Origin of the sequence: Streptomyces globisporus, from assembly GCF_003501885.1 — a bacterium.
GTDB classification, from domain to species: Bacteria; Actinomycetota; Actinomycetes; order Streptomycetales; family Streptomycetaceae; genus Streptomyces; species Streptomyces globisporus_D.
In genome coordinates this window covers 14,974-39,484 of the sequence record NZ_QWFA01000016.1, presented here as the reverse complement: position 1 = coordinate 39,484, position 24,511 = coordinate 14,974, and the positions used below count along the sequence as shown (strand labels likewise).

Sequence of the window (24,511 nt, the reverse complement as noted above, 5' to 3'; positions counted from 1 at the left end):
TCTGGACACCGTTTTACGTATGCATCAGCTGCACGGGGCGCACATCCGGCACCTCGTACCGGGGTATCGGCCCGCTGATCTCGTCAACGGTGGTAACGGTGTCCTTGTCGCATACGATCTGCCGCACCGTGCGAAACGGATCCAGGAAATTCTTCAGGACGCCTCCGGCATGGTTTCGGACATCCCTGCGGCGGATCAGCTGGCCGACGATATGCATGAGTTCTTTCGTGACATACTCGGCGGCCAGGTCTGTGAAGAAGTCCAGCATTTATTAGAGAGTCCGCTTTTCGAGCTGGGATTTGACTCTGCGAGCCTCCTGGACCTGCAGGAGAAGATCCAGAGTCGGTACGGAATATCCGTCGAACCACTCTTCTTCTTCGAGCACAACACAGGCGCCCGGATCGTCGGCCATCTTGACGGCCTGAGGGATGAGGAATCCCCACCGATCCAGTCCGCCACCGCGCTCCCCGCCCCCGCGGCAGGGCCAGGTGAAGAGCGTGGTGCAGCGCAAGGCGACGAAGACTCCCGCGATATCGCGATCATCGGCATGGCCTGCCGGCTACCCGGCGGCATCGAGGACGCCACCAGTTTCTGGCGGCTCCTCGAAGGGGGCGGCAGCGCGGTCGGGACGCTGCCCGAAGGCCGTTGGCGGTGGCCCGACGGGATCGGTCCGAGCACACACCCGGGCATCGACCGCGGCGGCTTCGTCACCGACGCAAGGCGCTTCGACGCGGCCCTGTTCCGTATCACCCCGCGCGAAGCACACCTCATGGACCCGCAACAGCGATGGATGCTGGAACTGTCCTGGGCCTGTCTGGAGGACGCGGGATATCCACCGAGCAAGGTCGCGGGAGCACCGATGGGAGTGTTCGTCGGCGCCAGCGGTTCGGACTACCAGCGAGTGTTGGACACCGAGCGCATCATCCCGCGCGCGCAGAGCGGAGCGGCCACGGCCATGGCCGTGATCGCCAATCGCGTCTCGTACTTCTTCGACCTGCGCGGCCCGAGTGCCCAGCTGGACACGGCGTGCTCCAGCTCTCTGGTGGCTGTTCACACCGCCGTGCGCGCGCTGCGCTCGGGGGAGTGCGAGACAGCCCTGGTCGGCGGTGTCAACGTCCTGTGCCATCCCGCTAACAGCATCGCCTATCACCGGGCGGGCATGTTGTCGCCGGACGGTCTCTGCAAGACGTTCGACGAGTCGGCCAACGGCTACGTGCGCTCCGAGGGCGGTGCCGTCCTGCTGCTCAAGCCGCTGGCCACGGCACTCGCCGAAGGCGACCACGTGTACGCGGTCCTCAAGGGGAGCGCCACCAACCACGGTGGCCAGGCAGGCGGGCTGACCGTACCCAGCGCCGCCATGCAGGCGAGCCTGGTCGAGGCGGCGCTGGCCGACGCCCGGGTGACCCCGTCCGACATCAGCTACGTCGAGGCGCACGGCACCGGCACCCCACTCGGCGATCCGATCGAGCTCCAGGGTCTGACCCGGGCCTTCGCCGGCAGCGTCGCGCCCTGTGCCATCGGATCCGTCAAGACGAACCTGGGCCACCTGGAAGCAGCCGCGGGCATCACCGGACTGGTCAAGACCGTGCTGTCCATCCGGCACGGAAAGCTGCCCGCCACACTGCACTACACGCGGCGCAACCCTCAGATCGCCCTGGACGGCACGCCCTTCTCCGTGGTGGACCGGCTCAGCGACTGGGACCCCGGCAACCGGCCGATACGCCTTGCCGGAGTCAGCAGTTTCGGATCGGGCGGCAGTAACGCCCATGTCATCGTCGCCGAGCCTCCGGCCGTCGGACACCGACTGAGGACCGCCGAGGACGGGGAGCCCGCCCCGCTCACCGGCGGCCCCAGGCCCGTGGTCGTCCTCTCGGCGGAGAGCGAAGCCCAACTCGCCACGCAGGCGGAGCTCCTCCTGGCCCATCTGCGATCCGAGGGGGCCGCCGGCCGCCCGCTCACCGACGCCGACCTCATGGACCTGGCGTACACGACCCAGGTGGGCCGGGAGGCGCTGACCGAGCGGCTGTGCCTGATGCCGACGGACGTGGCTTCGCTCGCGTCACTCCTGGAGGGCGCCGCATCACGTGCCGTTCCGCTGCCGCCCACCGTCCTGCGCGGCCGTAGGCGAGCATGGAGGAAGGGCGAGAGGGCTCCGGCCGTCACCACGGCCGCCGACGCCGAACAGTTGGCGGTCGCCTGGGTTCGGGGCGAGGAGGTGGACTGGGACCGGCTCTACGCAGGCGTCGCACGGCCGCGGCGCGTGCCGCTGCCCGCCTACGCCTTCGCCAGGAAGCCCTACTGGCTCGACCTCGAAACGGCCGACGCCGACGGGACCCGCGAGCGCAGGAGGCATCCGCTGCTCCCGCGCGAGTCCGGCTCCTCGCCGGTGAACCCCGGTGCGGGCCACCTCGCCTTCGAATCCGAGTTCGGAGCCTGCGACTTCTTTCTGCGCGACCACAAGGTGAGGGGCAAGCACGTGCTGCCCGCGGTCGCCTACCTTGAGATGGCGCGCGCAGCCGTCGACCGCACGCTGCCAGGAACGGACGATCCGAACGCGACGCTGTGTCTGGAGAACGTCGTATGGGCGCGGCCCATCGTCGTCGGTGCCGAGGACCGCACGGTACGCACAGTTCTGACGCGGGAAGAGGCTGCCCCCGAGCGCGAGGGGAACAGCGCTGACCAGCGGGTGACCTACGAGGTGAGCACCGGCCAGACCTCTGCGGGAACGCACGTGATCCATTCACGGGGCAGGGGATCGCGCGGGCGTGCGGCGGCCCCGCCGCCGCTGCTGGACATCGCGGCGCTCAAGTCTCGTACGGAGAGGGCTGATTTCACCGTCGAGGAGTACTACGAGACATTGCACGAGGCCGGACTGGACTACGGCGATACACACCGGACCCTCCGCGACATCCGACTGGGCGACGGTGAGTTGTTGGCCTCCCTCGTACTCCCGGACGCCGTGGCGGACACCCGACAGGACTTCGTTCTGCACCCCAGCATGCTCGACGGCGCGCTTCAGGCGACGCTGGCCTCCGAGGCCCGGGCGGCCCGGGGGAACGGGCCCTGGAACACATCCCTGCCCTTTGCGCTCGACCGTCTGGAAGTCTTCGGCGCCACTCCTGCGTCGGCCTACGCATGGATCCGTGAGGTTCCCGGTCCAGCGAGCCCGGTACGGCGGTGGGACCTCGACCTCTGCGACGAGCAGGGCAACATCTTCGCGACTCTACGGGGCTACTCCATGCGGAAGACCACGGAATCATCCAGAACCGCGGCCGCGGAGGAGGTGACGCTGTTCCAGCCGGTATGGAGGGAGAAGCCGACCGATACCTCCGGCGCGCCGTCACCGGGCGCGGGCCGGGGGCGCACGCTGCGCCTGGTTCTCGCCTGCGGCTTCGAGGATCGGCTGGAGGACCTGCGCACACGCGCACCTCACCTCACCTTCCTGGAGCCGCCCGAGGACATCGCCACCGCCGCACCGGGAGCCGAGGCCGTCACGACCCAGGCGCTGGAGCTGCTCCGTGTGTTCAAGGGCCTCCTGCTCGACAGGTCCGAGGGCTCGGTGCTCCTTCAGGTCCTGACGCCCTCGCACGGCGAGTCGGCCCTGCACCAGGCCCTTTCCGGACTGCTGAGGACGGCTCAGCTGGAGAACCCGGCTTTCGTCGGACAGGTTCTCGCGGTACCCGCCGACTCCCCTGCCTCGTACCTGATCGAGAGGCTGGAGGAGGACAGTCGCGCGCCGGAGGACCGGCAGATCAGCTACGGGGACGGCCGTCGCAGGGTCCTCGGCTGGGAACCACTCGCCGAGGCGGCGGCGCGGCCGGCACCGTGGCGCACCGGAGGTGTCTACCTCATCACCGGTGGTGCCGGCGGCCTGGGGTTGATCTTCGCCGAGGAGATCGCCCGCCGGGTGAAGGACGCGGTGATCTGCCTGACCGGCCGGTCCTTCCACGGTCCGGCCCAGGAGACGGGGCTGGCATCCCTGCGTGCCCTGGGCGCGAAAGCCGAGTACCACTCCCTGGACGCCTCCGACGAGCGCGCGACCGAGGAACTCGTCGCCGAACTGACGCGGCGCCACGGCGGGCTGCACGGTGTCATCCACTCCGCGGGCGTGATCCACGACAGCTTCCTGGTGAAGAAGCCCGTAGCGGAGTTCCGTCGCGTGCTGACGCCGAAGCTCGCCGGGTGCCACAGTCTGGACCGGGCGACCAAGGGCACGGAACTGGACTTCTTCGTGCTGTTCTCTTCCATCGTGGGCGCGACCGGCAGTGTGGGACAGGGCGACTACGCCGTCGCCAACGCCTTCCTCGACGAGTTCGCGCGGCATCGCGGAGCACTCGTCGAGGCGGGTCGGCGCAGCGGCCGTACGGTCGCCATCGGCTGGCCGCTGTGGCAGAGCGGTGGCATGGGCACCGACGCGGCCACCCAGCGCGCCCTGCGCGTGCGCAGTGGGCTGCTCCCCATGACGACCGAGGACGGCATTCGGGCCTTCCACCGGGCTCTCGACAGCGGCGAGCCCCGCGTGGTCGTGGCGGCGGGGGAGGCGGAGCGCATGCGCGCCCTCCTGGAGCTCGACCAGGACTGGCAGGCATCGGCCGCCGGCGTGCCGCGTGGATCCAACGGTGACGGACGCGAGCCTGAGCGCGTGCCCGAGCGCGATGATCGCGGCCTGGAAGCACGGACCATGGCCTTCCTCCAGGAGAAGTTCTCGCGGGTCACCGAGATGCCGGCGAGCGACATCGACGTGGACGAGCCGCTCGGCTCCTACGGTATGGACTCGATACTGGCGACCGAGCTGACCGCCGTGTTGGAGAGGTCGTTCGGCTCGCTTTCCAAGACCTTGCTGTTCGAATACCACACCCTCGCGGAGCTGGGGGCATACTTCATCGCGCAGCACCGGTCCTCGCTGGACGCGATGTTCGCGCCGTCCGAGGGGTCGGCCGTCACCCCCGCCTCCGTGGCGGCCCCCGCCGCCGTGGGCGTCGTGCTGCCCGTCGTGGCATCCGAGGCGGAGAAGGCCGCCGAGGACACCAGGGTGTCCGTGCCCGTGCCTGTTCCCGCACGGGGCTCGTCCACCGCGCTGGACATCGCGATCATCGGTCTGTCCGGGCGCTATCCCGAATCCCGTGACCTGCGCGAGTACTGGCAGAACCTGCGAGAGGGGCGCGACTGCGTCGTCGAGGTTCCCGAAGACCGGTGGGACTGGCGTGCGTACTACTCCGGCGATCGCACGGTGCCCGGCCGCCACTACAGCCGGTGGGGCGGATTCATCGCCGAGGTCGACCGCTTCGATCCGCTGTTCTTCAACATATCGCCGAGTGAGGCCAAGCACCTGGATCCTCAGGAGCGGCTGTTCCTGGAACACGCCTGGACAGCGATGGAGGACGCCGGGTACACGCGCGAGCGGCTGCGGCGTACGGACCACGAGGCCGGCGAGGGCCAGATCGGTGTCTACGCGAGTGTGATGTGGGGGCAGTACCAGCTGCTGTTCCCGGATGCCGGGTCCGCAGGAGGGAACCCCAGTCCGCTCGGCAGCAATTACGCGAGCATCGCCAACCGCGTCTCCTTCGTGATGAACCTGCACGGGCCCAGCATGACCGTGGACACCATGTGCTCCGGCTCGCTCACCGCGGTGGATCTGGCCTGCCGTGATCTGCGCCAGGGCCGTACCAAGCTGGCGTTCGCCGGCGGTGTGAACGTGACCGTGCACCCGAACAAGTATCTGGCCCTCAGCGCTGGGCAGTTCATCTCCAGCAAGGGGCACTGCAATAGCTTCGGCATCGGTGGGGACGGCTACATCCCCGGCGAGGGCGTGGGTGTCGCCCTGTTGAAGCCGCTGCACGACGCGGAGCGCGACGGCGACCACATCTACGGGGTGATCAAGGGCAGCGCCATGTCGCACGGCGGGCGCACGAATGGCTACACCGTGCCCAACCCCCGTGCTCAGCAGGCCGCGATCCACAGTGCGCTGCGCGAGGCCGAGGTCGATCCCAGGACCGTCAGTTACGTCGAGGCGCATGGCACCGGAACCACTCTCGGCGACCCCATCGAGGTCACCGGGCTGACCCAAGCGTTCAGGACTGCCGCCGGTGGTACCGAGGAGGGCGACAGCCAGTTCTGCTACCTCGGTTCGGCCAAGTCCAACATCGGCCACTGTGAGAGCGCGGCCGGGATCGCCGGGCTCACCAAGGTGCTGCTCCAGATGGAGCATGGCCAGATCGCCCCTTCACTGCACTCCGCGACGTTGAACCCGAACATCGACTTCACCCGTACGCCGTTCGTCGTCAACCAGGAGCTGCGGAACTGGGAACGGCCCGTGCTGGACGGGCGTACCCACCCCCGGATCGCCGGAGTCTCGTCGTTCGGCGCCGGTGGGTCCAACGCCCATCTGGTAGTGGCCGAGTACGTGGACCGGCGTCCGGAACCGGCCGTGGTCGCGCACGAGCCCCTGCTGTTCACGCTCTCCGCCAAGAGCGAGGATCGCCTGCGGGCGTACGCGGGTGAACTTCTGCGGTTCGCACGCGAAAAGGAGTCGGAGACCGCCGTGACCAGGCGGAGGACCACTCCAGCGGACCTTGCCTACACGCTTCAGAGCGGGCGCGAGGCCATGACGGAGCGCCTCGGTGTCGTCGCGGACTCCTTCCGGACGCTCGCCGAGAAGCTGGAGCGGTATGTAGCGGGTGACGAGTCCGTCGATGGGCTGTACCGGGGCCATGCCAAACAGGGCAAGGGCAACGCCACGTTGCCGCCGATGCCGGCAGCGGCGCCCGCCGATGGACCGATGGAGCACGGCGGTCTGGACAGGCTCGCCGAACTGTGGTCGCGCGGTGCGGCACCGGACTGGCGCGAACTGTACGCCCGCACGGGCCCCATGCCCCGCAGGATCAGTGCGCCGACCTATCCCTTCGCCCGTGACCGGCACTGGGTACCCGAGTTGGCCCCGGCTGCCTCGGCCGCTCCCACACCCCCGGCCGCCCCGGCGGGAACGCCGCGGACGGAGGCCGGGCCGGAGCGCCGGACCGGGTCCGGTACGACGCTGTTCCTGACCAAGCGGTGGCAGGAGACTGTGCCGGGCGCCGGACGGACACGGCACTTCTCCGTCATCGTCCTGCACAACGGGGCGACGACGGGGCTCGCCGGGGAACTTGCGCAGCGGTTCGACGACGCCACGCTGCTGGACACATCCGCCCCCGACGCCCAGGCGGTCCTCGAACGCCACATCGGAACCTGTACCGCCTGGATCGATCTCACCGGAATAGCCGACGACGCGGGCACCGACTCGCTCGCCGAACCCGAGGCGTCCGGTCGTGTCGCGGTGTCCCTCCTGCAGAGCGCCCTTGAGGACAAGGCGTCCCGTGACATCCGCCTGCTGTTCGTGACGCGTGGCCTGGAATCACCGGACACCCACGGCCGGGAGTATGCCGGTCACCAGGTGAACCCCGCTGCCGGAGCGCGGGCGGCGCTCCACCGGATGCTCGGCAGCGAGTACCGGGGTCTCACCTCGCGCCACGTCGACCTGGACCCCGCCGTGCGCAGCGATGCCGAGGACGCGGCTGTCATCCATCGCGAGCTCACGGACGACGCCGGTGACGTGGAGGTCTGCTACCGCGCCGGAGTCCGCCTGACCCCCGTACTGGCCGAGGCGGCAGTGCGAGCGGCGCGGACGGCCCGGCCGGTCTTCGCTCCCGACGAGGTCCTCCTGGTGACCGGAGGCACACGCGGCCTCGGGCTGCTGTGCGCCAGGCACTTGGTCGACCACTACGGCGTACGGCGACTGGTCCTCACAGGCCGGGAGCCGCTGCCTCCACGCCATCTGTGGGCCACCCCCGACGCCTGCCCGCCCTCGGTACGCGACAAGATCGCCGCAGTCCTGGAGCTGGAGGCGGCGGGTGTCGAGGTACGAGTCCTCGCGCTGCCTCTGGACCGCGCCGACGAGGTCATCGCCGGTATAGCGACGGTCGAGTCGACGCTCGGACGGATCACCGGGGTCATCCATGCCGCGGGCCTGGTCGACACACGCAACCCCGCGTTCGTCCGCAAGCCCGTCGATGACATCGCCCGGGTCGTCTCACCGAAGATCGACGGCACCAGGAATCTGCTTGCCGCTCTGGACCGGCGGGCGCTGAAATTCGTCCTCCTGTTCTCCTCGGTCGCCGCCGCGATCCCCGCACTGGGTGTCGGCCAGAGCGACTACGCGATGGGCAACGCGTTCATGGACTACTTCGCACAGGCGTATGGCGCGGACCTGCCGATGACGAGCATCCAGTGGCCGAGCTGGCGCGAGACCGGCTTCGGTGAGGTCAGAAGCCAGGCATACACCGACACCGGGCTGCTCAGCATCACGGATGACGAAGGCACGATGTTCCTTGACGACATCCTCACCACGCCGCGCGGCCCCGTCGTCATGCCGGTCCGCGTCGACGCCGGCCGCTTTGAACCCGGTTCGCTCCTCGACGCCCGCCGGCCGGCGGGCGCGGCACGGACCGGTGAGGTGGTGACGCCCGCGCCCGCCGCCCCCGTGACGCCCGAGCCGTCGCGGAACGACGGAGAGACGCGGGGAAGGCTCGTCGCCTTCCTCAGCAGTACTCTCGAAGGCCAGCTCGGGCTCGAACCGGGGAAGCTGGACGAGGACACCGCGTACGCGGACTACGGGGCCGACTCCGTCCTGCTCGCCCAGTTCCTCCAGCGGATCCAGCAGCACCTGGACATCACCCTCGACCCCGCGACCCTGCTCGAGTACCCGACCCTGAGCGAACTCGCGGCGCGGTTGCTGAGCGCGGACCCCGCGGTGGTCGCTGCACGGTTCGGAGCTGAGCCGCAACCGGCCGAGGCCGAGGGCGCGGCGATGGCCAACGCGCGGGACACACCGTCCGCCGACTCCTCACACCCTGCCAGGCCGTCCGAGCGGCCCGCGGCGACCGCGGGTGGTGGCCACGGGCGTGACAAGGCCGTCGCCGTCATCGGCATGGCCGCCCGGCTGCCCGGCGCCCCGGACATCGACTCCTACTGGGAGCTGCTCAGCCAGGGCCGCTCGGCCATCCGCGAGGTTCCCGACAGCCGTTGGACGCTCCCGGACGGTGCCCACGCAGGACTGGTCGACGATGTCTTCGGCTTCGACGGCGGATACTTCAAGCTGCGTCCCGAGGACGTCCGCGCCATGGATCCGCAGGCACTGGTGCTGCTCGAGGAGAGTCTGAAGGCGCTCCACCACGCCGGCTACCGCCCCCAGGAGCTGGAGGGCACCCGCACGGGTGTGTACGTCGGTGCACGTGGTTCCCACCGGACGGACGACGCACTCGTGGACGGGGCCCGCAACCCGATCATGACGGTCGGACAGAACTACCTCGCGGCCAACGTCTCCCAGTTCTTCAACTGGCACGGTCCCGCCATGGTCATCGACACGGCGTGCTCCTCCTCCCTGGTGGCGATGCGGACGGCCTCCGACGCGCTGGCGACGGGCTCGGCCGACCTGGCGCTGGTGGCGGGCGTCAGTCTGCTGACGGACACCTTTGCCCACGAGCTGTTCCGCCGCCGCGGACTGCTGCGTGAGAACGGGGAGTTCCACGTCTTCGACCGCCGTGCCGACGGTGTCGTCCTGGGGGAGGGCGCCGGCGTCGTCGTCCTCAAGCCACTGGACCGGGCCGAGCGGGACGGCGACACGGTCTACGCCGTGATCGAGGGCATGGCTCTCAACAACGACGGCCGCACCGCCGGGCCCGCGACCCCGAACCTGGCAGCGCAGAAGCAGGTCATGGGCGAAGCGCTGCGGCGGGCGGGTGTCCGGCCGAACGAGGTCGGACACCTGGACGTCAATGGTTCGGGCTCCGAGATAACCGACCTCCTCGAACTCAAGGCCATCGAGGCGGTCTACTGCGAGCACCGGACCTCTCCGCTGGGCCTCGGCTCGATGAAGCCCAACATCGGCCACCCGCTGTGCGCCGAAGGCATCGCGGCGTTCATCAAGGTCGTTCTCATGCTGCACCACCAGCGGACGGTGCCGTTCCTGTCCGGCGAAGAACCCATGGAGCACCACACGATCGACCCCGAGCATCTGGCCTTCCCCCGGGCCTACGCGCCGGTGGACCTGCGCTACGCCTCGCTGAGCAGCTTCGCCGACGGCGGTACGAACGCGCACGTGGTCCTCGGACGTGGCCGCCCCGGGCTGCGCGGCCCGGTGCCGCTTCCCGGACTCGAGCGCCGCGACCAACGGACAGGCATCTCTCTCGGCGGTGTCGCACAGCCGCTGGTGCTGACCCGGCACATCGACGCAGGGGACGCGGTGGTCGACGGTCACCGCGTCCACGGCCGACGCCTGCTGCCCGGGCTGGCGTGGATCGACCTGCTGTACGGCTGCTTCGAGGAGTTCGCCCCCGATGTGCCGTACACCGAGCTGACTCTCCAGGAGCTGACGATCTACCGACCGCTGTCCGTGGATGCCGGCCGTGCGGTGGACATCCAGGTCGAGGCCCGTGCCGACGGGGCGGCGAGCTGGCGGATCACCGTGACCGCTGTGGCGTCCCACGGCTCCGAACCGGCTCCGTTGCCGTACATCACGGCCGAGATGCGGCGGACGGGACGCGCCGCCGTCGACGCCACGAAGATCCCGGCCGAGGTACTGGAAGTGCTGCGCGCCGACGACGGGCGGTCCCGCGACCTGGAAGAGGTCTATCGGGCCTTCCGTGCCGACGGACTCGTCCACTCGAACCTCATGAAGACGGTCGGCGCGGCCTACGTCACGCCCGAGGACGTCTGGCTGCGAGTGGCCCTCGACGAGCGCGCGGCGGACGACGGCCCGCATCGGCTGTTCCATCCCGCCCTCATCGACGGCAGTGCCGTGGCCGCGAGCGGGATGGCGCTCCGCGAGGTGAGGGCCGACGACGACTCGGAGAGCGGCGACCGGCGCCTGTTCCTCCCGATCCACTACGGTCCCTTCCGGGCCGGCGCGCGGCTGGGGCGTTCCTGCTACACGCGAGTACGGCGTGACTCGGTCACACATCGGGACGAACTGTTCACCCTGGCCATGGAGTTCTTCGACTCCGAGGGGCGCAGGACCGGCGAGCTGAGGAACCTTGTCACGAAGGCGGTGAGGGACACCCGACACATCGACCCCGTGCGCTTCGGCGAGGCACCGGTCGAACCCGCCCCGCCCGCGGGCGGCGCACAAGCCCATGCCGACGTGGTCTCGGCCGGGGAGACGGCTGGAGTCGTCGCCTCGGTCGTCGCCGCCCGGATCGGGGTTCCGGCGGAGCAGGTCGACACCCACACGAGCTACTACGAGCTAGGTCTGGACTCGGCCACCCTGCTGCAGATGGCATCGGAGATCGGGTCGCGGCTGGGCGCGAAGCTGTCACCGACGTCGCTGTTCGAACACCCGACAGTGGCCGGGCTGGCCGCCCACATCGTGGAGCTCCACGGCCCGGCCGTCCCGGCCGTGGAGGCGCCGGACCCGTCGCCCGGACGGGCGGTTCACGACGAACCGTCCGTGCCCGGTGCTCAGGTCGCCGAGCGATCCGCCGCACCGGCCCGGGAAACCGGTCCGGGAGACATCGCCATCGTCGGGCTCGGAGGCCGGTACCCGAAGGCGGGCGATGTCACCGAGTTCTGGGAGAACCTGAAGGCGGGACGCGACTGTGTCACCGAGGTTCCCGAGAACCGCTGGCCCCGTGACACCTTCCGGGGGAAGCGCACCCCGTCCGGGCGGACGATGGCCTCGTGGGGCGGGTTCCTTGACGATGTCGACTGCTTCGATGCCGACTTCTTCGGTGTTCCGGCGGACGAGGCCGCCCAGCTCGACCCGCAGGAACGGATGTTCCTGGAGGTGTGCTGGGAGGCCATCGAGGACGCCGGGTACACCCCGGCCGGCCTCACCGGGACCACGGTCCGCGGACCGCGCAGAGCGGTCGGCGTCTTTGTCGGGGTCATGCACAAGGACTACGTCCTGGTGCAGCACGACGCCGCCGACGGGGTGGGGCCCGCCCCGCTGTCGCTCAACTCCGCGTCCATCGCTCACCGGGTCTCGCACTTCTGCGACTTCAACGGCCCCTCCATGGCCGTCGACACGGTCTGCGCCTCCTCGCTCAGCGCCCTGCACCTGGCCGTGGAGAGCCTGCGGCGCGGCGAATGCCACGCCGCACTCGCGGGCGGCGTGAACCTCTCACTGCACCCGGCCAAGTACCGTGCGTACGGAGCGCTGGAGCTGCTCGCGAGCGACACGCCCGCCCGGTCGTTCGGCGCCGGTGCCGACGGCTACGTTCCGGCCGAGGCCGTGGGGGCTGTGCTCCTCAAGCCGCTGAGCTCGGCCATCGCGGACGGCGACGACATCTACGCGGTCATCAAGGGAACCGCGGTCAACCACTCCGGCAGGACCCCCGGACTGCGGACTCCGTCAGTGGCCGCACAGGCGGCCCTCATCGAGGATTGCCTGGACCGCGCCGGGATCGACCCCGCCTCGCTCGGCTACCTCGAAGCCCACGGCACGGGCACGGAGATCGGCGACCTGATCGAGATCCAGGCGCTGCGCAAGGTGTTCGAGGAGCGAACGGACGCCAAGCGGTTCTGCGCGCTCGGCTCGGTCAAATCCGCCATCGGCCATGCGGAGGCTGCCGCCGGGATCAGCGCTCTCACGAAGGCAACGCTCCAGCTCCACCACGCGACACTGACCCCCATGGTGCGCGCGGAGCGGCCCAACCCGTACCTCGACCTGGACGACTCGCCGTTCCGCCTCCAGACCGATCTGGAGGAGTGGACGGTGGACGTGACCGGGCCGGCGGCGGCGCCGCGTCGGGCCGGGGTGAGCGCCTTCGGCGCCACGGGCGCCAACGCCCACGTCCTCCTGGAGGAAGCGCCTCGGAAGGCCGGCGTGCCGGGGTACGGAAACGGCGCACCGGGACCCGTGCTCGTACCGCTGTCCGCGACGGACGGCGAACGCCTCCGTGCCTACGCCGAGAAGCTGCTGCGCTTCCTGGAGTCGAAGGACGGCATGGCGGTGGACGCGTCGGCGCTGGCCCACACCCTCCAGACGGGCCGTGTGGCGTTGGCGGAGCGCGCGGTGATCCTCGCGTACGACCTGGACGAGGTGAAGGACGCCCTTGGCGCCCTCGCGCGCGGTACCGATTCCGGCGTCGGCAACGTGTGGCGGAGCCGGGAGGGAGGACAGGTTCCGGAGTCGCGGTTGCTCGACGAGGACGACCTGCGCACGGAACTGGTCGCCCGTTGGGCGGCCCAGGGTGCCTGGGACAAGATCGCCGAGCTCTGGACCGGGGGGTACGCCGTGGACTGGCGTCCCCTGTACGCGGAGACGACGCCGCGTCGGCTGCACCTGCCCACGTATCCGTTCGCCAGGCGGCCGCACTGGGTGGGGGCACCCGGTGAGAGCGTCACTCCCGAGCCCGGGCCATCAGCCGCTCCCGGCACCTCGGTCTCCGGACAGCCGCGCCTCGGCGCCCTCCACTGGCGGTACGTACCGGAGAGCGAGCCACTGCCCACAGAGCCGGGGACATCGGAGCCGGCAGGCTCGCGGTTCTCGCCCGAAGAGAGGGCGCGAGGCTTTCTGCGGCAGCTGGTCGCCGCACGTCTGGGACGGGCGGCCGATGAGATCGGCCTGCACACCGGCCTGATCGAGCTGGGGCTGACCTCACTGGGCGCCGTCGGCCTCACGGAAGAACTGACCGCGACCGTCGACCCGGCGTTTCTGCCCAGCGTGCTCTTCGAGCACACCACCATCGCGGAGGTGGCGGCCCATCTGACCGCCCGGCGCTCGGCCGCGCTGGCCCGCCTGGTTGCCGTCACGGCCGAGGAACCGCCCCGTTCCGAACACGCCGAGAGCGTGCGGGCGGAGGTCCTGGCGGTTCTGGGAGACCTGCACACCGGTGAGCTGCCCCTGGAAGACGCCATCGCGCTCCTCGACACAGACAGGAACGAAAAGTGAAGCACAGGATCGACGCCCTCATCGCGGAGTACCAGGCGGGCGGGATCAGCGACAGTGAGGTCGCCGACCGGCTGCGCGCGTTGCAGCGTCAGATGCCCAAGCCGCAGGTTCCGCCCGGCACCGCTGCCCGGGCCTACCCGCTCTCGGACGCACAGGCCGGCTTATGGGGACTCCAGCGGGCGTACCCGGACATGGCCGCATACAACGTGCCTCTGTGCTTCCGTGTCATGGACCTGGACCCGTCGGTCTTCCAGGAGGCGTGCCGGGCTCTGGTCGCACGACACCCGGTGCTCAGCACCGTGATCCACCGGGAGGGGAACACGCCCCAGCAGTCGATCGACCCCGCTCGGGAACCCGACTTCGCTCGCGTGGACCTGACGGGTGCCTCGGACGACGCGGAGGCGCTGGACGTCATCCGGCGTGAGAGCAAGCGCCCGTTCGCCATGGACGCCACTTCGGCGCACGACGCGGAGAGTCTTTTCCGGGTCAGGGTGTTCGACCGTCCGCTGAACGAGTCGATCGTCCTGATCACCGTTCATCACGTCATCTTCGACGGCAACTCTGCGACGCTGCTGATGAACTCGCTGTTCGAGGCGTACGAGGCCCTGGTGGCCGGACGCCGTCCGGCGCCGACCGACCGTGTCGCGGGCAGTGCGGAGTTCCACGACTTCGTGGACGAGGAACGGCGCACGCTGCCGGAACGGAGCCGCGCACTCCTGCCGTACTGGCGCGACCGGCTCGCCGGGCCGCTGCCCGTTCTCGGCCTGCCCACCGACCGTCCGCACCAGGAGGTGGAGGAGCCGTTCGCCGGCGCCACCCACATCTGCCGGGTGCCCGCGGAGCTCGTCGCGCGGATCAGGCAACTCGCGGACGAACAGCGCGTCTTCCTCTCCTCCGCGCTGCTCACCGCCTACACGGCGGCTCTGGCCTCGTACGCCGACCAGGACGAAGTGGTCGTCGGCATCGCGGTGAACGAGCGCCGCAGTGAAAAACTTGCCGACACCATGGGCCCGTTGGTCAACATGGTGCCGGTCCGTGTGACGGTTCCGGCATCGTCGTCGTTCGCTGAGCTGGTCGTCGGCACCCAGCGGAACGTCGCCGACGACATGCTGCACAGCCTTCCTCTCTCGGCGCTGGTCCGGGAGTTGGCCTCGGAGGCCTCCCCCGGCCGCTCTCTGCTCTTCCAGACGGCGTTCGTCTACCAGGACGTGCTCGATGGCATCGAGGGCCCCCACCGGCCCTACCGGCTCGTCGACGAGCTGCACCAGGAGGGCGAGTACGAACTGTCGCTGGAGGTGTGGAACAGCGGGGAAGCCCTCACCCTGTACTGGACGTACCAGCCCGAGCTGTACAGCCGGAGCTTCGTCGAGAGGCTTGCGGAGCATCTGGTCCGCGTCCTGGCGGCTGTGTGCGACGAAGCAGGGAAGGCCCTGACGGACCTTCCCTTGCCGGAGCGGTTCGAGCCCCCTGCCCTGACGCGCCTGTCCCGGCCCGGCGGTTCGCTCCCGGCCCGGCAGGACGGCGACAGCGCCCGCCGCAACAGCGCTATGGCGATCCGGCTGGAGGGCCCCCTCGATCGTGCGGCTCTCCTGCGGGCCCTAAAGACCCTTGTCCAGCGCCACGACATCCTGCGGACGCGTGTCGTCGAGCGGGACGGCGTCCCTCACGAGGTCATGGGCGATCACGCGGAACTCACCCTCCACGAGGCGGAGCTGACCGACCTGGGCCGGCTGCGTTCGGTGTACGAGAAGGAGGCCGCCGCCCCCTTCGACCCCGCCCGGGAAGCTCCGATCCGGGTCAGCCTTCTGCGCATCTCGGCGCACGAGCACATCCTGCTCGTCACTCTGCACCACCGGGTGTCCGACGCAGGGTCGCTCGACGTCTTCTTCCGCGAGACGGTCGCTCTCTACGCCGCGTACGGCGAGGGCCGGCCCCCGACCCTCGAACCGCTGCCCCTCCAGTACACGGACTACGCCCATGAGCAGGGCCGGAAGCTGTCCCAGGAGGCCCGCGCCCGGGAGATCGGCTACTGGAAGAAGCAGCTCGACGGGATCGATCCCCACGTGCCCCTGCCGACCGACCGGTCCCGGCCCGTGAACAGGACGGACCAGGAGGCGTACGAGTGGCTCCACCTGCCGCAGGACCTCCTGGGACGGCTCAGAGCACTCTGCGCCGACCGTCACGACACACTTCACACGGTACTGCTCTCGGCCTACGCGGTGCTGCTGCACCGATACAGCGAGCTGGTGGACATCACCATCGGCACCACCGACGCCCACCGGGACAGCCCCGGGTCCGAGGGCCTCATCGGCCCGCTCGCCAACACACTGGTCATGCGCGCCGACCTCTCCGGCGACCCGACCTTCGCCGAACTGCTCGGGAGGATGAAGGAGGTCGTCCGCCAGGCGCACGGCTATCGCGACGTGCCCTTCGAAGACGTGGTGACCGCGCTCGGCCTGCGGCGCGGGCCCGGCCACCCGCCCGCCTTCCGGGTGGCGTTCGCCCTTCGGGGACCGGAGACCGACGGCTGTGCACGGGCGGGAAACCTGAGCTTCTCCCGTACCGAGTTCGACTTCGCGCCGGCCGGTTCGGACCTCTCGCTCAACCTGCGCGAGACGGCAGACGGACTGGTGGGCGCCGTCACGTACGACACCGGCATGTTCGACCGCGAATCCGTACGGCTGCTGGCACGCAACTACGCGGCCCTGCTGCGCGCCCTCGTCGCCGAACCGCACGAGCGGATCTCCCGGGTCGACGCCCTCGACGCAGCCGAGCGGCGCACGGTGCTCCAGGAGTGGAACACCGTCCCGGCTCTGGAGCGCACCCCCGGCCGTGTGCACGAGAGGTTCGAGAAGGTGGCCGCGGGGACACCGGGTGCGGTGGCCCTGGAGTACGAGGGACGTACCGTCTCGTACGGTGAACTGAACGCCCGCGCGAATCGCCTGGCACGGCATCTGCGCGGCATGGGAGTGGGGCCCGAAGTCCTGGTCGCCCTGTGTCTGCCGCGCAGTGAGCAGCTGGTGGTGTGCGTGCTGGCGGTGTTGAAGGCCGGCGGTGCCTATGTGCCTCTGGACCCGGCCTCGCCGGCCGAGAGGCTCGCGTTCGTGCTGAAGGACAGCGACCCGGGTGTGGTCGTGACGGAGGGCGGACTGCCCACGGAGCTGAGGGCGCCGTCCGCCCCCGTCGTGGATATCGCGGCGGACGCGGCCCTGTGGTCGGAGCTCGCCGCGGAGGATCTGCCGGGGTCGGGAGCGTCGGAGACGGACGCGGCGTATGTGATCTACACGTCGGGCTCGACGGGGGTGCCGAAGGGCGTCGTGGTCGAACACCGCAATGTGACACGCCTGTTCACCTCCACTGCCCCGTGGTTCGGTTTCGACGAGCACGACGTGTGGACACTGTTCCACTCCTTCGCCTTCGACTTCTCCGTGTGGGAGATGTGGGGCGCGCTGTTGTACGGCGGTCGGCTGGTGATCGTGCCGCAGGAGACGACGCGCGATCAGGACGCGTTCCACCGGCTCCTGCGCACGTCCGGGGTGACGGTGCTGAACCAGACGCCCAGCGCGTTCCGGCAGTTGATCGCGGCACAGGGGGAGGACGCGGAGCCCCACAGCTTGCGGCTGGTGGTGTTCGGCGGCGAGGCGCTGGATGTGACGTCGCTGAAGCCGTGGATGGGACGCGCGGTCAACCGGTCGGTCGAGCTGGTCAACATGTACGGGATCACCGAGACGACGGTGCACGTGACGTATCGGCCGCTGTCGCCGGCGGACGTAGAGCGGCCGGGGAGCCCGATCGGTGTCCGGATCCCCGATCTGCGGACCTATGTCCTGGACCGGCACCGCCGACCCGTACCGGTCGGGGCGGTGGGCGAGCTGTACATCGGCGGCGCGGGTGTGGCACGGGGGTACGTGAACCGCCCGGAGCTGACGGCGGAACGTTTCGTCGAGGACGACTTCTGTGGTGAACCCGGGGCGCGCATGTACCGGACCGGCGACCTGGCGCGGTGGCTGCCGGACGGCTCACTGGAGTACCTGGGCCGCAATGACGACCAGGTCAAGATCAGGGGCTTCCGCATCGAGCTCGGTGAGATCGAGGCACGCCTCGCCGAACATCCCGCTGTCGGCTCCTGCGCCGTCCTGGCACGGGCGGACCAGCCCGGCGAGAAGCAGTTGGTGGCCTATGTCGTGCCGGACGGAGGGGCCGAGGGTCCCGACGGGACGCCCCGGGGCGCGGTCCCGCGCGCCGAAGTGGTCCGCCATCTGCGGCGGACTCTGCCCGAGTACATGGTCCCCAGCGCCTACGTCGTGCTGGATCAGCTGCCGGTCACCGGCAACGGCAAGCTCGACCGCAAGGCCCTGCCGGCGCCGGGAGCCGACGCCTACGCCCAAGGCCCCCGCACGGCACTGAGCACACCCACCGAACGGATCGTCGCCGCCGCCTGGGCGGACCTGCTGGGGCTCGATGAAACCGGCATCGGCGCGGACGACAACTTCTTCGAACTGGGCGGGCACTCGCTTCTGATCGCCCTTCTGATCGCGCGGCTCAAGGAACGCGGACTCCACGCCACCGTGCGCGGCGTCTTCGACAGCCCGACCCTGGCCACCCTCGCGGCCCGGATGGACCGCGGTGAGTCCTCCACCGTCCCGCACCACGAGGTCCCGGCCAATCTCGTGCCTCCACTGTGTGAGCGCATCACCCCGGACATGCTGCCGCTGGTCCGCCTCACCCAGCGCGAGATCGACTCCATCGTGGGCCAGGTGTCCGGCGGCGCCCCCAATGTGCAGGACATCTATCCGCTCGTGCCGTCCCAGGAAGGGATCCTCTTCCATCACCTGATGGACCCGGAGAAGGACCCGTACGTCATCCCCATCCTGTTCCGCGCCCCGGACCAGGAGGTCTGTGACGACTTCGTCGCCGCCGTCCAGGCGCTGATGGACCGGCACGACGTCATGCGCACCGCCGTGATCACCGAGGGGCTGGCGGAGGCGGTGCAGGTCGTCCTGCGCCAGGTACCCCTCGAAGTGGAGCGGCGCACCCTGGAGATCGGCGAGGACCCCGAGCGGCAGGCCCGCGCCTGGCTGACCGAGCCCGGCGGCATCCCTCTGGACCGCGCGCCGCTGCTGCGGCTGGTGGTCGCCGCCGATCCGCACTCCGATGGTCACTTCCTGCTGCTCAGCGTGCACCATCTCATCGAGGACGCCACCTCGCTGCGGCTCATCTTCGACGAGCTGGCCAACCATATGGCCGGCCTCCAGGACCGGCTGGCCCCGCCCGCCGCCTACCGCGACTTCGTCAGCCACACCCTGCACCAGCTCGCGTCCGACGACGCGGAGACGTTCTTCCGTGCGGAGCTGGGGGACGTCACGGAACCGACCACGCCGTTCCAACTCGTCGATGTGCACGGTGACGCCGGCCGAACCCGCCATGTGCACCGCCCGCTCCCGGCCGAGCTGACGAACGAGTTGCGCGAACAGGCCCAGCGTCTGCACATCAGCCCGGCCACGCTCTTCCACGCCGCGTGGGCGCTGGTGACCGCGGCCAGCAGCGGGCGCGACGACGTGGTCTTCGGCACCGTCCTGTCCGGACGGCTCCAGGGTGTTCCCGACATCGAGCGCATGCTCGGCAACTTCATCAACTCCCTCCCCCTACGGGTGCGGTTGCGCGACCGGAGCGTCCAGGACCTCATCACCGAGGTCGAGGCCGGCCTGAGGAATCTGATCAGCCATGAGCAGAACGCCCTGACCCTCGCCCAGGGGTGCAGCGGACTCGACAGCGACGCCACGCTGTTCAGCTCCCTGATCAACTACCGCTACGTCGAGCCCCGGAGCGGCCAGGACCCCGCGGTGAGCCTGGAGAGCCTGGGCCTCGTTCAGCTCGGGTGGCTGGACCGGACCAATTACCCGGTCGGCGTGTCGGTCGACGACACCGGAACCCAGCTGTCCCTGAACGCCCAGGTCGACGAGGCCCTGTCGCCGGATGCCGTGCTCGACTACGTGGAGGCGGCGCTGTCGGGGATGCTGGCCGCCCTTGCTCTGGACGACGGAGCGGGCACCCCGGCGCTCGACATCGACATCGTGCCCCCGGCCGAACGCGACCGCCTGCTGATCGAGTGGAACGACACGGCCACGCCCTACCCCGACGACCGGTGTCTGCCCGATCTGTTCGAGGAGCAGGTCAGGGCGCGGCCTCAAGCGGTCGCCGTCGAGCACGGGGACGAGCGGCTGACCTATGCGCAGACGAACGCCCGGGCCAACCGCGTGGCGCACTACCTTCGCAGTCAGGGGGTGGGGCCCGACACCCTCGTCGGACTGTCCGTCCGGCGCTCGCCGGAGACGGTGATCGGCCTGCTCGGCATTCTCAAGGCAGGCGGGGCCTATGTCCCCATCGATCCCGACTACCCCAGCGAACGCATCCGTGCTCTCCGCGAGGCGTCGGGCGTCGACCTCATCCTCGGCCAGTCCCAGCTGCCGGACTCTCTCCTCGGCAGCCCGGCCGACGGCGGACGCCCCCAGGTGATTCACCTGGACACCGGCGAGCGCGCCGAGGACGGGACCGGGCCCGCCACCCAGGTGCTGGCCGTTCAGCCGGAACACGACCTGTCCCGGGCGGAGATCGGCCTGATGCCCGACCATCTCGCGTGCACCATCTTCACCTCCGGGTCCACAGGCCGGCCCAAGGGCGTACTGATGGAGCACCGCGGTGTGGTCCGGCTCGTGTGCAACCGGGAGTTCTTCTCCGCCGACGAGAACACCGTGGTACTGCACCACTCATCGATCTCGTTCGACGCCGGCTCGCTGGAGGTGCTCACCCCGCTGGTATCCGGCGGTCGCCTGGTCCTGCACGACGGCGACTCGAAGGACCCCGGACAGCTTCTGGACTGCGTCGAGCGGACCGGCGTCAGCAAGATGCTGCTGTCGTCCGCCTTCCTGCCGGCGTTCGTGGACTCCGCGGCCGGCCGGGATCTGCCGCTGCGCTACCTGGCCGTCGTGGGTGACACCTTCTCGGCCGGGGACGTCCGTCGACTGTACGCGGAACACCCCGGCCTGACCGTGGTCAACGGGTACGGCCCCACGGAGAACAGCATCGCCGCCACCCACCACGTCATCCCGCGGGACATCGCCGAGGGCGCGGCCATCCCGATCGGCAGGCCGATTCCCCAGTCGACCGCGTATGTGCTCGACCGGAACCTGCGACCGGTCCCGCGCGGGGTGGTGGGTGAACTGTGCCTCGGCGGGGCCGGCGTGGCACGCGGCTACCTCAATGCCCCGGACCTGACGGCCGAGCGGTTCGTCCGCGACCCCTTCACCGGCGACGCCGGTGCACGGCTGTACCGCACCGGCGACATGGCGCGATGGCTGCCCGACGGCACCTTGGAGTTCCACGGCAGGATCGACAACCAGGTCAAGGTCCGTGGGCACCGAGTCGAGCCCGGCGAGATCGAGGCGGTGCTGCACGCCCATCCGTCGGTGCACAGCGCTGTGGTCACCACACGGTCGGCCGGCGAGTCCAAGCAGCTGATCGCCTACGTCCGGCCGACGTCGAACTGGCTGGACGGCATCGCGAGGGAGCAGAACACCGAGCGCCTGCGGCAGTGGCAGGACCTCTTCGAGGACCAGTACTCCGACGAGCCGGACCCGGCCGCAGCGAGCCGGACCGTGGACACCGACGCCGCTGACGACCTCAACATCAGTGGATGGAACAGCAGTTACACCGGCGGGAGCATCCCCGAGGAGGAGATGCGCGAGTGGATCGACGGCACGGTCCGGAGCATCGAGGAACTGCGCCCCAGGCGGCTCCTTGAGATCGGCTGCGGTACCGGGCTTCTGCTCTTCCGCTACGCGGCCTCCTGCGAGGAGGTGCACGCCTTCGACATTTCCGCCTCGGCCCTGGCCGGTGTCCGCCGTGGCGTCGACCGCAGGGGCTGGAAGCATGTGACCCTCGCCCAGGGTGACGCCCGCTCGGTCGCCGTACCGCCCGACACGGAGAAGTTCGACACCGTCGTCATCAACTCCGTCGTGCAGTACTTCCCCAACCGGCTCTACTTGGAGGAGGTGATCGAGCGGTTGCTGCCCCTCGTCGCCGACGGCGGACGCATCCTGCTCGGCGATGTGAGGAATCTCGACCTCCACTCCGCCCATCTGTGCGCTGTCGAGCGCAGCCGCCTGTCCGCGCGGATACCTGCGGGCACGCTCGACCGAGAGGTGCAGCGCCGACGTCAGCAGGAGACCGAACTGCTGCTCAGCCCCTCGTACTTCGTCCGGCTGCCCGAGAGGCTGGGCCGGATCGGCTCGGTGGACATCGCCGTCAAGCGTGGCACGGGCGACAACGAGATGCTCAGCTATCGCTACGACGTGGTGCTGACCCTGGGCGCCGCGGCCGAACCGGACGACCTGCCGTGGCTGGACGTCGGAACCGTGGACGAACTGCGGACTCTCCTCACCGATGGCCGGCACCGTCGATTCGGGGCGAGTGGCCTGACCAACCCGAGGATCGCCGATGACGTGCTGGTGAGCCAGGGCCTGGCCCGATGGCCCGCCCAGCGGCAGGTGGAACCGATCACCGGCGACCACCGCCTCTCCCGCGACGGGGCGGCGCGCGTGCGGGAACTCGAAGCCGTGCTCCAGTACGCCGAGGAACTGGGGTACCACGTCGCGATGACCTGGTCCCAGCACCGGCTGGACGGGCTCGACCTGGTCTTCGCCAAGGGGGAACCGCCGCGCGCACAGGCCCGCGCCCCCTACCGCCGGTCTCACGTGGCGAACGTGCCCCAGATCGCGGAGACCGGCAGGGAGCTGACCCGCACCCTCAAGGAGTACCTGGCGACCAAGGTGCCCGAGTACATGGTGCCCAATGTGTTCGTGGCGCTCGAAGAGTTGCCGCTCACGCCCAACGGCAAGGTCGACAAGAAGGCGTTGCCGGCGCCGGACGAGGCCGATGTCCACAGAGCGAGCTACGACGCGCCCCGGAGCCCCATGGAAGTGGCCCTGTGCCGACTGGTGCAAGAGGTCCTCGAACTGGATCGCGTCGGCCTCCAGGACGGCTTCTTCGACCTCGGTGGCCACTCCCTGCTCGCGACCCGGCTCACGATCCGCGTGAAGCAGGAGATCGGCAGGGAACTGTCCCTGCAGATGATGCTCGCCGGGGCGACCATCGGCGAGATGGCCAAGGCCCTGGAGACGGATCCCCTGAGCACCGCAGCTCCCGAGGTTCCGTTGCTGCCCGGTACCGCCGACGGCACCGACGTCCCGCTCGCCTTCCAGCAGGGCGAACTGTGGTTCCTCAACCCGATCGAGCACGTGGGGACGTCGTACGACAATGTCCAGTGGGCCCAGCGGATCATCGGCCGACTGGACCGCCAGGCGTACGCGCGAGCACACGCGGCGCTCGTCGAGCGTCATGCGATCCTGCGCACGAGCTATGTGCTCGACGCCGATTCCGCCGTCGTTCAGCGGGTGAACGATGCCGCCGGCTTCACGGTCGCCTTCACGGACGTGAGCGGCGACAGCGCCGTCACCGAATGGCGCCGAGCCGAACGGGCCCGGCCGTTCCGTCCGGACGACCGGTACATGCTGCGCGTGCACGTCCTGCGGCTGTCGGAGTACGAGCACATCGTCGTGGTGACCCGGCCCTGGGGCATCTTCGACGGATGGTCGGCCGGCGTCTACCTGTCCGAACTCGACCTGTTCTACCGGGCGCTGAGCCGGGGAACGGAGCCGTCGCTGCCTGAACTCCCCGTCCAGTACACCGACTTCGCGCGCTGGCAACGGAGTGCCGTGAACGAAGCGGCCCGCGAGCAGCAACTGGCCTACTGGCGCGCGCAGCTGGCCGGGCTACCGTCGTGCATATCGCTGGACACCGACTACGAACGGCCGGCGGTCAAGTCGTACCGGGGGTCTTCGGTCGAACTGGCGGTGCCTTCGGAGGTACTCGGACAGCTCCGCCGTTTCAGCCAGGAGCGCGGCGGCACGTTGTACATGACGCTTCTGTCGGCCTTCGCGACTCTGCTCGGCGAGTACAGCCACGACCGTGAACTGGCTATCGGTTCGCCGGTGACCAACCGTCCCCGTCCCGAGCTCGAACCACTCGTCGGGTACTTCGTCAACCTGCTGGTGATGCGCCTGGAGGTGACCGCGGACCAGGGATTCGACGAGCTCCTGACCCAGGCCCAGCTGGTCAGCGCCGCCGCTCATCGACGCAAGGACGTCCCGTTCACCCGTCTGGCGGCAGAGCTCGTACCAAAGCCGGACCCGGCCCACTCTCCGCTCTTCCAGGTCATGTTCAACCTCGTACCTCCGGCCGGCCCGGCATCCCAGGGCGACACGGTCGTCGCCGATCTGGCCTCCGTGCCGCTGCCCGGCGAAACGGAGGTGGCGAAGTTCGACCTCAACCTGACCGTCGGGGAAACCCCCGCAGGCCTGGCCGGCTATCTGGAGTACAGCACCGACCTGTTCACCAGGACGACGGTCGAGACCATGGCCAGGACCTTTGAGCGCTTGCTGCTGAAGATCGTGACGCAGCCCGGAGCGAGCCTCGCGCAGCTGCGCCGGGCAGCGTTGGACAACACCCAGGGCTAGACCGGCACATCAC

At 69.8% G+C, this 24,511-nt stretch carries 3 protein-coding genes; 2 read left to right on the top strand and 1 reads right to left on the bottom strand.

Translation table 11 applies throughout. The features are described from left to right. Nucleotides 1-13: 13 nt before the first annotated feature. Nucleotides 14-268, bottom strand: a complete 255-nt coding sequence (locus D3105_RS35185; protein ID WP_240646807.1) for a hypothetical protein — start codon at nucleotides 266-268, stop codon at nucleotides 14-16. Between D3105_RS35185 and D3105_RS04880 the strand changes: the two genes are divergently transcribed. After that, nucleotides 170-13,924 carry an SDR family NAD(P)-dependent oxidoreductase gene (locus tag D3105_RS04880; RefSeq protein WP_338103969.1) on the top strand — a complete coding sequence of 4,585 codons (13,755 nt, stop codon included), beginning with the start codon at nucleotides 170-172 and terminating at the stop codon, nucleotides 13,922-13,924. The two genes, D3105_RS35185 and D3105_RS04880, sit on opposite strands and share 99 nt — an antisense overlap. Further along, nucleotides 13,921-24,498 (top strand): non-ribosomal peptide synthetase, encoded by a 10,578-nt coding sequence (locus D3105_RS04875; protein WP_118900328.1) that lies wholly within the window; start codon nucleotides 13,921-13,923, stop codon nucleotides 24,496-24,498. The genes D3105_RS04880 and D3105_RS04875 overlap by 4 nt, the downstream gene beginning before the upstream one ends. Nucleotides 24,499-24,511 lie beyond the last annotated feature (13 nt).